Origin of the sequence: Pseudomonas sp. BIGb0176, from assembly GCF_024810175.1 — a bacterium.
GTDB lineage: Bacteria > Pseudomonadota > Gammaproteobacteria > Pseudomonadales > Pseudomonadaceae > Aquipseudomonas > Aquipseudomonas protegens.
In genome coordinates, this window is record NZ_JANUEC010000001.1 from 71,831 (window position 1) to 85,485 (window position 13,655).

1 protein-coding gene is annotated in these 13,655 nt (G+C 65.1%); it reads left to right on the forward strand.

Going from position 1 to position 13,655, the window contains the following annotated elements; genetic code table 11:
- Positions 1–13,233 (forward strand): non-ribosomal peptide synthase/polyketide synthase, encoded by a 13,233-nt coding sequence (locus M2395_RS00245; protein WP_123472545.1) that lies wholly within the window; start codon positions 1–3, stop codon positions 13,231–13,233.
- Positions 13,234–13,655 lie beyond the last annotated feature (422 nt).

Below are 13,655 nucleotides of genomic sequence, written 5' to 3' on the forward strand. Positions count from 1 at the left end.
ATGCAAGCTTTAATCGACTCGGTAGGCACGCTTTCTTCCAAGGAAAGAAGAGCCCTGGCGATTTTGCTTAAAGAAAAGGGCATCAACCTCTTTGGTATCGCTCCTATCTGCAGCCGCGGCGCCGACGAGGCGCCGGTTCTCTCCTATACCCAGGAAAGCCAGTGGTTCCTTTGGCAACTGGAGCCCGACAGCACCGCCTACCACATCACCACGGCGCTGCGCTTGACCGGAGAACTGGACCTCGACGCGCTGCGCCATGCATTCGATACCCTGATTGCCCGGCATGAAACCCTGCGCACTACCTTTTCCGAAGACGATGGCACGGCGGTGCAGGTGGTGCACCCACCGGCGCCGCTGGACATCGAGGTCATCGAACTGCACGCCGGCGGCCTGTCCTATGAGGCCCAGGTCCATGCCCTGACCGACAGCAAGAGCCAGCCGCCCTTCGATCTGCGCAATGGCCCGCTGTTGCGGGCCAAATTGCTGCGGGTGGCAGCAGACGAGCATGTGCTGGTCCTGACCCAGCACCACATCGTTTCCGATGGCTGGTCGATGGGGGTGATGGTCGACGAGCTGATCCAGCTCTATGCCGGCTACCGCCAGGGGCGCACGGTCAGCCTGCCGGAGCTGCCGATTCAATACGCCGACTATGCCAACTGGCAGCGCCAGTGGATGGACGCCGGCGAGCGTGAGCGGCAACTGGGCTACTGGCTGGAGCAACTGGCCGGGGAGCAGCCCTTGCTGATGCTGCCGCTGGACCACCCGCGCCCGGCGATCCAGAGCTATCGGGGGGCGCTGCTGGATATCCCGTTGCCGGAAGAGCTGCGCCTGGGCCTCAAGCAATTGGCCCAGCGTGAAGGGGCGACCCTGTTCATGCTGTTGCTGGCCTCGTTCCAGGTACTGCTGCACCGCTACAGCGGCCAGGCGGACATCCGCGTCGGGGTGCCGACCGCCAACCGCAACCGGGTGGAAACCGAGCGCCTGATCGGCTTCTTCGTCAATACCCAGGTGTTCAAGGCCGAGGTCGACGGGCAACTGGGCTTCAATGATTTCCTGCAGCAGGTCAAGCAGACCGCGCTGATGGCCCAGTCCCACCAGGACTTGCCTTTCGAGCAGTTGGTGGAAGCCTTGCGCCCCGAGCGCAGCCTGAGCCACAGCCCGCTGTTCCAGGCAATGTTCAACCACCAGACCGCGGTCAAGAAGGGCGGGCAGAGCCAGCGCCTGGACGACCTCAGCATCGAGACCCTGAGTTGGCAGGGGCGCGCCGCGCAGTTCGACCTGACCCTGGATACCTTCGAATCCGAGGATGGCCTCTGGGCCTCCCTGACCTATGCCTCCGACCTGTTCGAGGCCTCCACCATCGAGCGTCTGGCCCAGTCCTGGGTGCAGTTGCTGCAGGGCATTGTCCAGCAGCCACGCCAGCGCCTGGGGGACCTGCCGCTGCTGGGCGTTGCCGAGCAGCACCAGTTGCTGCACGAGTGGACCCCGGCCACCGGTGAGTTCCCCAGCGATGGTTGCGTGCAACAGTTGGTGGAAGCACAAGCACTGAAAACCCCGGAGTCCGAGGCCCTGTTGTTCGCTGGCCAGCGCCTGAGCTACCGGGAACTCAATGCCCGGGCCAACCGCCTGGCGCACAAGCTGATCGAGCTGGGCGTGGGGCCTGAAGTGCGGGTGGGCGTGGCCTTGCAGCGCACCCCGGAAATGGTCGTGGCGCTGCTGGCGGTGCTCAAGGCCGGTGGCGCCTATGTGCCACTGGACCCGGATTATCCCCAGGACCGTCTGGCCCACATGCTGCGCGACAGTCAGGCGCAGATCCTGTTGACCGAAAGCGCCTTGCTGTCGCTGCTGCCGTCCGTGGAATCCCTGCAGACCCTGCAACTGGATGCCCAGCCGGGCTGGCTGGATGGCTACTCGACAGACGACCCGGCGCCACGCGCGACCCCGGACAACCTGGCCTATGTGATCTACACCTCCGGTTCCACCGGCCTGCCCAAGGGCGTGGCGATTGCCCATCGCAACGTGCTGGCACTGATCGACTGGTCGAACCGGGTGTACAGCACTGAAGACCTGCAAGGAGTGCTGGCTTCCACCTCGATCTGCTTCGACCTGTCGGTGTGGGAGCTGTTTGTCACCCTGTCCAGCGGCGGTTCCATCGTCCTGGCCCGCAACGCCCTGGAACTGCCGGAGCTGGTGGACCGTGATCGGGTGCGCTTGATCAATACCGTGCCTTCGGCGATTGCCGCGCTGCACCGCAGCGGGCAGATTCCGCCCAGCGTGCGGATCATCAACCTGGCGGGTGAGCCGCTGAAACAGGCGCTGGTGGATAGCCTCTACCAGCAGCCCTGGCTGGTGCATGTCTACGACCTGTACGGCCCTTCGGAAGACACCACCTACTCGACCTACACCCGGCGCGAGGCCGGCGGCCAGGCCAATATCGGCCGGGCCATCAGCAATACCCAGAGCTACATCCTCAGCCCGGACCTGCAACCGGTGCCGGTGGGCAGTGCCGGCGAGCTGTACCTGGCCGGTGCCGGGGTGACCCGAGGCTACCTGGCGCGCCCAGGGCTGACCGCCGAGAAGTTCGTACCCAACCCGTTCTCCAGCGACGGTGGCCGGTTGTACCGCACCGGCGACCTGACCCGTTACCGCGCCGATGGGGTGATCGAGTACATCGGCCGTATCGACCATCAGGTGAAGATCCGCGGTTTCCGTATCGAGCTGGGTGAAATCGAAGCGCGGCTGGTGCAGCAGGCGGCGGTGCGTGAAGCCTTCGTCCTGGCCCATGACGGCGAGAACGGCCAGCAACTGGTGGCCTATATCGTGCCGAGCGAGGCCACCCCGACCGTCGAGGCCCAGGCCGCCCTGCGCGAAAGCCTCAAGACGGCACTCAAGGAACACGTGCCGGACTACATGGTGCCGGCCTACCTGCTGTTCCTCGAAGCGTTGCCGCTGACCCCCAACGGCAAGCTCGATCGCAAGGCCCTGCCCAAGGTCGACGCCCAGCAGATGCAGCAGGTCTACGTGGCGCCGCAGAGCGAACTGGAGCAGCAGATCGCGGCGATCTGGGCCGATGTGCTGAAGCTTGAGCAGGTCGGTGCCACCGACAACTTCTTCGAACTGGGCGGTGATTCGATCATCTCGATCCAGGTGGTCAGCCGCGCGCGGCAGGCCGGTATCCGCTTTACCCCACGGGATCTGTTCCAGTACCAGACGGTACAGGGGCTGGCGGCAGTGGCCGAGCAGGGCGAGGGCGGGGTGCAGATTGACCAGGGCCCGGTGGGTGGCGCAACTGCGCTGCTGCCGGTGCAGCAGTGGTTCTTCGAGTCGCCCATGAGCGAACGCCATCACTGGAACCAGTCAGTGCTGCTCAAGCCGGCCCAGCCGTTGCGCGCCGAGGTGGTAGAGAGCGCCTTGCAGGCACTGTGGGTGCAGCATGACGCCTTGCGCTTGCAGTTCAGTCAGGAGGCGGATGGCTGGTCGGCGCGTTTTGCCGATGCCGGCCAGCGGCCGGAGCTGCTCTGGCAGGTCGCAGTGGATGGCGCCCAGGCTATGGAACAGTCGGCGATCGAGGCGCAGCGCAGCCTGAACCTGCAGGACGGGCCGCTGCTGCGGGCTGTGCTGTTCAGCCTGGAGGACGGCAGCCAGCGCCTGTTGCTGGTGATTCACCACCTGGTGGTGGACGGGGTGTCCTGGCGGATCCTGCTGGAGGATCTGCAACGGGCCCACACTCAACTCAGCGCCGGCCAGACTCTGGCATTGCCGGCCAAGACCAGCTCGACCCAGGCCTGGGCGGAGCAGATGCAGGCCTATGCCCAAGGTGCGGCGCTGCAGGAAGAACTCAAGTACTGGCAGGCCCAGTTGCAGGGCGTCGAGTCGAACCTGCCGCTGGATCGCCCGGTGACCGAGTTGCAGAACCAGCACGCCAGCAGCCTGAGTTCACGCCTGGACAAGGCCCGTACCCAGCGCCTGCTGCAGGATGCCCCGGCGGCCTACCGCACCCAGATCAACGATCTGCTGCTCACCGCCCTGGCCCGGGTCATCACCCGCTGGACCGGCGAAGCCAGTGCCCTGGTGCAACTGGAAGGCCACGGCCGCGAAGACCTGTTCGACAGCATCGACCTGACCCGCACCGTGGGCTGGTTCACCAGCATGTTCCCGGTGAAGCTCACGCCCCAGGCGTCCCTGGCCGATTCGATCAAGTTCATCAAGGAACAACTGCGGGCGGTACCGAACAAGGGCATCGGCTTTGGTGCCTTGCGCTACCTGGGCGAGGCGCAAGCGCAGCAGACCCTGGCAGCCTTGGCCGTGCCGCGTATCACCTTCAACTACCTGGGCCAGTTCGACGGCAGTTTCGACGAGCAGGATTCCCTGTTCAAACCCAGCGGTGAAGCCAAGGGCGACGACCAGAGCCCACTGGCCCCGCTGAGCAACTGGCTGAGCCTGGATGGCCAGGTCTATGGCGGCGAGTTGAGCCTGAACTGGACCTTCAGCCAGCAGATGTTCGATACCGCCACCGTGCAGCGGCTGGCCGACGACTATACCGAGGAGCTCAAGGCGCTGGTGGCGCATTGCAGCCAGCCCGAGCACCGTGGCGCCACCCCGTCGGACTTCCCACTGGCGGGCCTGAACCAGCAGCAACTGGATCGCCTGCCGGTGGCGATGGCCTCGGTCGAAGACCTCTACCCCCTGTCGCCGATGCAGCAGGGCATGCTGTTTCATACCCTCTACGAGCAGGCCGCGGGCGATTACATCAACCAACTGCGGGTAGACGTGGATGGCCTTGATCCGCTGCGCTTCCAGCAGGCCTGGCAGGCGGCCATCGATCGGCATGACATCCTGCGCACCGGCTTTATCTGGCAGGGCGAGGTGTCGACGCCGCTGCAAGTGGTGCACAAGCACATTGCCCTGGACTGCACCGAACATGACTGGCGCGGCCAGCCGCAGCAGCAGGAAGCCCTGGATACCCTGGCCACCGCCGAGCGCCAGCGTAGCTTCGAGCTGGATGCCGTGCCGTTGTTGCGCCTGACCCTGGTGCGTATCGATGAGCAGCGCTACCACCTGATCTACACCAACCATCACATCCTGATGGACGGCTGGAGCAACTCGCAGTTGCTCGGCGAAGTGCTGCAACGTTATGCCGGTCAGTTGCCCAGCCACGCTCCGGGCCGCTACCGGGACTACATCGCCTGGCTGCAACGCCAGGATGCCCAGGCCTGTGAAAGCTTCTGGAAAGAACAACTGCAGACGCTGGATGAACCGACCCGCCTGACCCAGGCGCTGTCCCGGGTCGCGGACATTGCGGCCGGCACCGGCCACGGCAAGCATCATCGCGAGCTGGACCTGGCACAGACGGCACGGCTTGGCGAATTTGCCCGGCAGCAGAAGGTCACGGTCAATACCCTGGTGCAGGCGGCGTGGCTGCTGTTGCTGCAACGTTGCACCGGGCAGGAAAGCGTGGTGTTCGGCGCCACGGTGGCGGGGCGTCCCGCGGAGCTCAAGGGCATAGAGCAGCAGGTGGGCTTGTTCATCAACACCTTGCCGGTGGTGGCTACGCCACGCCCGGACATGACCGTGAGCCAGTGGTTGCAGGCAGTGCAGAACCGCAACCTGGCGCTGCGCGACTATGAGTACACGCCGCTGTACGAAGTGCAGCGCTGGGCCGGGCTGGGCGGGGATGCGCTGTTCGACAACATCCTGGTGTTCGAGAACTACCCGGTGTCCGAAGCCCTGGAAAAAGGTGCTCCGGCGCAACTGCGCTTTGGCGCTGTGGGTAACCACGAGCAGACCAACTACCCCCTGACGGTCGCGGTCAACCTGGGGGCGAGCCTGTCGTTCGAGTTCATCTATGCCCGTGAATCTTTCTCTGAACCTTCAATGGTGCAGTTGGGCGGGCACTTGCAGGGCCTGTTGCTGAGCCTGATGGAGCATGCGCAAACCGGCCTGGGTGAGTTGCCATTACTGACGCAGGACGAGCAGCACCGTATCCGCCAGGATTGGGACCACACCGATGTGGTCTATCCGACCGAGCGTTTTGTTCACCAGCTGTTTGCCGATCAGGCGGCCAAGGCGCCGGATGCACCAGCGGTGTTCTTCGCCGAGCAGCGCCTGAGCTATCGCGAGCTGGATACTCAAGCCAACCAGCTGGCGCACAAGTTGATCGAGCTGGGCGTTGGCCCGGAAGTGCGGGTGGCGATTGCTATGCCGCGTTGCGCGGAAATCATGGTGGCCTTCCTGGCCGTGCTCAAGGCTGGTGGGGTTTATGTGCCGCTGGATATCGAGTACCCCCAGGACCGCCTGCGCTACATGATGCAAGACAGCGGCGCGTGGCTGCTGCTGACCCAGAACCATCTGCTGGATCGCTTGCCGATTCCTGAGGGGCTGCCGACCCTCAGCGTCGAAGGCGCGGCTGATTTTGCGGCTTACCCTGTGACCAGTCCGCAGGTGGATCTGGCCGAGGAAAACCTCGCCTATGTGATCTACACCTCTGGTTCCACCGGCTTGCCCAAGGGCGTGGCGGTGTCCCACGGCCCGCTGGCCATGCACAGCCTGGCCACCGGCGAGCGCTATGAAATGAGCCCGGCGGATTGCGAGTTGCACTTCATGTCCTTCGCCTTCGACGGCTCCCACGAAGGCTGGATGCACCCGCTGATCTACGGCGCCAGCGTGCTGATCCGTGATGACAGCCTGTGGTCGCCGGAATTCACCTACGAACAGATGCATCGCTATGGCGTCACCGTCGGTGTGTTCCCGCCGGTGTATCTGCAACAACTGGCGGTGCACGCGGAGCGCGATGGCAATCCGCCGGCGGTGCGGGTGTACTGCTTTGGTGGCGATGCAGTGCCGCAGGCCAGTTACGATCTGGCGTGGCGAGTGCTGCGGCCCAAGTACATCTTCAACGGCTACGGCCCGACCGAGACGGTGGTTACGCCATTGATCTGGAAGGCCCGTGTCGGTGATCCCTGTGATGCGGCCTACGCGCCTATCGGCAATATCGTTGGCAACCGCAGCGCCTACGTGGCCGATGCCAACCTCAACCTGTTGCCGGTTGGCGTGGCGGGTGAGCTGTACCTGGGCGGCCTGGGCGTGGCTCGGGGTTACCTGGATCGTCCGGGGCTGACGGCGGAACGCTTTATTCCCGACCCCTACAGCACCACCGGCGCCCGGTTGTACCGCAGCGGCGACCTGACCCGCTACCGCACCGACGGCCTGGTGGAATATGTGGGCCGTGTCGACCATCAGGTGAAGGTGCGGGGCTTCCGTATCGAGCTGGGCGAGATCGAAGCGCGCTTGCTGGAGCAGGACCCGGTACTGGAAGTGGCGGTGATCGCCCAGCCAGGGCCGAGCGGCCAGCAGCTGGTGGGTTATATCGTGCCGGTGGACGCCGAGGTGGCGTCGAGCAACGAGCGCCAGGCGCAGTTGCGCGAGAGCATCAAGGCGCGCCTGCGCGAGAGCCTGCCGGACTACATGGTGCCGACTTACCTGCTGTTCCTCGAAGCACTGCCGCTGACACCGAACGGCAAGCTGGACCGCAAGTCGCTGCCGAAAGTCGATGCGCAGCTGATGCAGCAGACCTACGTCGCGCCGCAGAACCCGCTGGAACAACAGATCGCGGCGATCTGGGCCGATGTGCTGAAGCTTGAGCAGGTGGGCGTCACCGACAACTTCTTCGAACTGGGTGGCGACTCGATCATCTCGATCCAGGTGGTCAGCCGTGCCCGGCAGGCCGGTATCCGCTTCACCCCCAAGGACCTGTTCCAGCACCAGACGGTGCAGGGGCTGGCCACGGTGGCGGAGCAGGGCGAGGGCGGTTTGCAGATCGACCAGGGCCCGGTGCGTGGGCAGATGCCGCTGCTGCCGATCCAGCAGTGGTTCTTCGACACCCCGGTACCGGAACGGCATCACTGGAACCAGTCGGTGCTGCTCAAGCCGCTACAGGCGCTGCAAGCCCAGCCCCTGGAAAGCGCATTGCAGGCCCTGACGGTGCAGCACGATGCCTTGCGCCTGCGCTTTACCGAACATCAGGGCACGTGGCGTGCAGCCTTTGCCGATGCCGAGGAGCCGGTGCAACTGCTGTGGCAGGCCAATGTCGCCGACGCCCAGGCGTTGCAGCAGTTTGCCGAGCAGGCCCAGAGCAGTCTCAACCTGCAGGAGGGCCCGTTGCTGCGGGCCGTGCTGTTCACCCTGGCCGACCAGAGCCAGCGCCTGTTGCTGATCGTTCATCACCTGGTGGTGGATGGGGTGTCCTGGCGGATTCTCCTGGAGGATCTGCAAGCCTTGCTGGGCGGCCAGGCACTGCCGGCCAAGTCCAGCTCGACCCAAGCCTGGGCCGGGCAGTTGCAGGCCTATGCCAGCAGCGCGGCGCTGCAGCAGGAGCTGGGTTACTGGCAGGCACAGTTGCAGGGTGTCGAATCGAACCTGCCTTGCGACCACGGCCACGACGGGTTGCAGAACCAGCACGCGAGCAGTGTCGAAACCCGGCTGAGCAAGGGTGATACCCAACGTCTGTTGCAGGACGCACCGGCAGCCTATCGCACCCAGATCAACGATCTGCTGCTTACCGCCCTGGCCCGGGTCATCACCCGCTGGACCGGCGACAGCAGCGCCCTGGTGCAGCTGGAAGGCCACGGCCGCGAAGAGCTGTTCGACAGCATCGACCTGAGCCGCACCGTGGGCTGGTTCACCAGCGTGTTTCCGGTGAAGCTGACGCCGCAGCCGGCCCTGGCCGACTCGATCAAGTTCATCAAGGAACAGCTGCGGGCGGTGCCGAACAAGGGCATCGGCTTCGGTGCCTTGCGCTACCTGGGGGATGCTCAAGCACAGGCAGCCCTCGCCGCACTGGCGGTGCCACGCATCACCTTCAACTACCTGGGACAGTTCGACGGCAGTTTCGATGACCAGCAGGCATGGTTTGCCCCGGCCAGTGAGGCCAAGGGCGACGACCAGAGCCTGCACGCCCCCCTGGGCAACTGGTTGACTCTCAATGGCCAGGTCTATGGCGGTGAGCTGAGCCTGGGCTGGAACTTCAGCCGGGCGATGTTCGATACCGCCACCATCGAGCACCTGGCGGATGACTACGCCCGGGAACTCAAGGCGCTGATCGAGCATTGCAGCCAGCCCGAGCACCGTGGCGCCACGCCATCGGACTTCCCGCTGGCCGGCCTGAGCCAGCAACAGCTGGACCGCTTGCCGCTGGCCCTGGCACAGGTCGAGGACCTTTATCCGCTGTCGCCGATGCAGCAAGGCATGCTGTTCCACACCCTGTATCAAGAGGAGGGTGGCGACTACATCAACCAGCTACGAGTGGATGTGGACGGGCTCGATCCCGAGCGCTTCCGCCAGGCCTGGCAGGCAACCATCGAGCGTCATGACATCCTGCGCAGCGGTTTCCTCTGGCAGGGCGAACTGCCGGCGCCGATCCAGGTGGTGTACAAGCAGGTCAGCCTGGAGTGTGTCGAGCACGACTGGCGCTCGACGCAGCAGACCCCGCAAGCCCTGGACACCCTGGCGGCGACCGAGCGTCAACGGGGCTTCGATCTGGCCGCTGCGCCCCTGCTGCGCCTGACCCTGGTGCGCACTGGCGAGCAGCGTTACCACCTGATCTACACCAACCACCACATCCTGATGGACGGCTGGAGCAACTCGCAGTTGCTCGGTGAAGTACTGCAACGTTATGCCGGTCAATTGCCGCAGCACCTGACCGGGCGCTACCGCGACTACATCGCCTGGCTGCAACGCCAGGACGCAACCCTCAGTGAGCATTTCTGGAAACAGCAACTGCAGGGGCTGGATGAGCCGACCCGTCTGGCCCAGGCCATTGCTGCCGGTGCACGCGCGCCGCTGGAGGAGGGCCATGGCAGCCATGGCTGCACCCTCGACGAGGCCCAGACCCGCAGCCTGGGCGAGTTTGCCCGCCAGCAGAAGGTCACGGTCAACACCCTGGTGCAGGCCGCCTGGCTGTTGCTGCTGCAACGCTGCACCGGGCAGGACACTGTGGTGTTCGGCGCCACCGTGTCTGGCCGGCCGGCGGAACTCAAGGGCGTGGAGCAGCAGATCGGCCTGTTCATCAACACCTTGCCGGTGGTGGCCGCGCCACTTCCGCAGTTGTCGGTCAGCGACTGGTTGCAGGCAGTGCAGGAACGCAACCTGGCCCTGCGTGACTTCGAACACACGCCGCTGTACGACGTGCAGCGTTGGGCCGGTCTGGGGGGCGAGGCGCTGTTCGACAACATCCTGGTGTTCGAGAACTACCCGGTGTCCGAAGCCCTGGAAAAAGGCTCGCCGGCACAGCTGCAATTTGGCGCGGTAGGCAATCATGAGCAGACCAACTACCCGCTGACCCTGTCGGTGTTCGTCGCTGAGCGCCTGTCGTTCGACTACAGCTATTCGTGCCAGCACTTCAGTGCCGCCGCGATCCAGCAGTTGGCCGAGGGCCTGCAACAGCTGCTGCTGGCCATGATCGGCAACCCCGGGCAGTGCCTGGGGGATCTTTCGCTGCTCAGCGACGGGCAACGGACGGCCGTTGAACAGGAGTCCCGCCGGGCGGCCGGGCAAGTGGGCCGGGACCTGAATATCCACCAGTTGATCGAAGCCCAGGCCGCGCGCACTCCGGATGCCGTGGCGCTGCTGTGCGCCGGCCAGCAACTGAGCTATGGCCAGTTCAACCAGCGGGCCAACCAGTTGGCCCATAAGCTGATCGAGCAGGGTGTAGGCCCGGATGTGCGGGTGGGCATTGCCGTGGAGCGCGGGCTGGACATGATTGTCGGCCTGCTGGCGGTGCTCAAGGCCGGTGGCGCCTACGTGCCGCTGGACCCCGAGTACCCCCAGGAGCGCCTGCACTACATGATGCAGGACAGCGGCATCCAGTTGCTGCTGACCCAGTCGCCGCTGCTGGAGCGTTTGCAGGATGGCCTCGCGGTGCCGTACCTGTGCCTGGACCAGGCTCCCGTCTGGCTGGCCGGTATGGCGCAGGGCAACCCGCCTGAGCGCAGCAGCGCGGAAAACCTGGCCTATGTGATGTACACCTCCGGCTCCACCGGCCGGCCCAAGGGCGTAGGTATTACCCACAACGCCCTGAGCCAGCACGCACGGGCCACCGCCAGCCATTTCAACATGACGGCTGCGGACCGTGGCTTGCAGTTCTCCACCTTCAACTTCGATGCCTTTGTCGAACAGCTGTACCCGGCGCTGATCCGTGGTGCTTCGGTGGTGATCCGCGGCAAGGCGCTGTGGGACAGCGAAACCTTCTACCGCGAGCTGATCGAGCAAGGAATCAGTATCGTCGACTTGAGCACCGCCTACTGGTTCATGCTGGGCAAGGACTTCGCCGCCAAGGGGCCGCGGGACTTTGGCCGCCTGCGTCAGCTCAACCTGGGGGGCGAGGCCATGCCGGCGGAAGGCGTGGCCGCCTGGAAGCAGGCCGGCCTGAAACACGCCTGCCTGCTCAACACCTACGGGCCTACCGAGGCCACCGTGAGTGCCACGGCCCATGACTGCGGTGCCTACCTGAAGGGGACCGAGCCGCTGCCGGCGGTGATTCCACTGGGCAAGGCCCTGCCGGGCCGTTCCATCTACCTGCTGGACAGCAGCGGCAACCTGCCGCTCAACGGTGTGATTGGCGAGCTGATGATCGGTGGCGACCTGCTGGCCCGGGGTTACCACGACCGCCCAGGCCTGACTGCCGAGCGTTTCATTCCCGATCCGTTCAGCAGCGATGGTGGGCGCCTGTATCGCTCCGGCGATCTGGCCCGCTATGACGCCGAAGGCGTGATCGAATACGCCGGGCGCATCGACCACCAGGTGAAGATCCGCGGTTTCCGTATCGAAATGGGCGAGATCGAAGCGCGGCTGCTGGAGCTGACGCCAGTACGCGAGGCGCTTGTACTGGCCCAGGACGGCGCGAGCGGGCCACAACTGGTGGCTTATGTAGTGCCAGCCGCGCAGGTGGCGGCCGATACGCCGCAGGCCCAGGCGCAACTGCGCGAGCAATTGAAAGCGGCCCTCAAGGAGGTGCTGCCGGACTACATGCTGCCGGCGCACCTGCTGTTCCTCGAAGCGCTGCCGTTGAGCCCCAATGGCAAGCTGGACCGCAAGGCCCTGCCCAAGGCCGAGGCCAGCCTGTTGCAGCAGGCCTACATCGCTCCACAGAGCGAGCTGGAACAGCAGGTCGCCGCCCTCTGGAGCCAGGTGCTGGGCGTCGATCAGGTGGGCCTGGACGACAACTTCTTCGAGTTGGGTGGGCACTCCCTGGATGCTTTGCGCCTGATCGGCGCCATCAACCAGGCACTGGCTGTGCAACTGAGCATCAATGCGCTGTTCACGGCGCCGACCGTGGGGCAACTGGCTGGTGTGATCGCAGCCGGTCAGCCCGACAGTGCACAGAATGTCATCGCCCTGGGCGGCTCCGGCCAGCCGCTGTTCTGCTTCCACCCGGCGGGGGGCAGCGTGTATGGCTACCTGCCGTTGGCGGCGCAGTTGCGCGACCGTTGCGCGGTGTATGGCGTGCTGCACCAGGCCTACCTGCAAGCCGACTGGAGCGAGGTTTCATGGCAGGCCATGATTGAGCGCTATGTCGCCAGCATCCGTCAGGTACAGCCGAGCGGTCCCTACTATCTGGCGGGCTGGTCCCTGGGCGGGTCCATTGCCATGGACGTGGCCAGCGAACTGGAGGCGGCGGGAGAGACGGTGCGTTTCCTCGGCCTGCTCGACCCGACACCGCCTCAGGGCGCCGGGGACGATCAGATCCAGACGCAGGAGATGCCAGTCACTGTGACGGCCGAGTCCGAGTGGCAGGCGATCATCGACAAGCTCTGCCAGCAGTTCCCGGGCAGTGCAGGGATGATCGAGAGCCGCTTGAGGCGCGAAGCCGAGCTCGATTGGCAGAGCATCCATGGCTGGGTGGCTGGCAATATCCCCCTGGCTCCCGGCGAGCTGGATCGGGTGGTGGGGCTGTTCAAGGCCGAGTTCGACGCCTCGCTAGTCAGCGCGGTGTTCAATGACTTGAGCGCCTTGTCTGCGGCCTATGCCTATCGCCCCCTGCGGGTTGCGCCGCGGCTATGGTGGTCCAGTGACTACACCCCGGAGCGGATCCAGATCATGGAGCAGGCCATGGGTCGTGAGGTGCAGGGTGGTGAGATAGCCGCTTCATATCATATCGAAGCCCGCCATGAAGCCATGGTGGACAGCCGAGCCTTGCTGGAGAGCTTCACAGAGCAGTTGCTGACCTGCTTGAACTGAGACACCGACAAAGGCCTGGACCGGCAACGGTCCAGGCCTTTGTCGTTTTCGTCATAAGCAAATCAACGGCTCGCCCTCGCTCTGTAGGAGCTGGCTTGCCAGCGAACGTGCGCAGGTCTTAAGGGCGCCTTCGCCGGCAAGCCGGCTCCTACGGGGATCTGCACCGTGCATCTGACTGCTGTAGGAGCTGGCTTGCCAGCGTAGGCGTCACCCGGGGCGCTGCATGACTTGCGGGCCTCTTCGCCGGCAAGCCGGCTCCTACGGGGATCTGCACCGTGCATCCGACTGTTGTAGGAGCTGGCTTGCCAGCGTAGGCGTCACCCGGGGCGCTGCATGACTTGCGGGCCTCTTCGCCGGCAAGCCGGCTCCTGCGGGGATCTGCACCGTGTATCTGACTGCTGTAGGAGCTGGCTTGCCAGCGA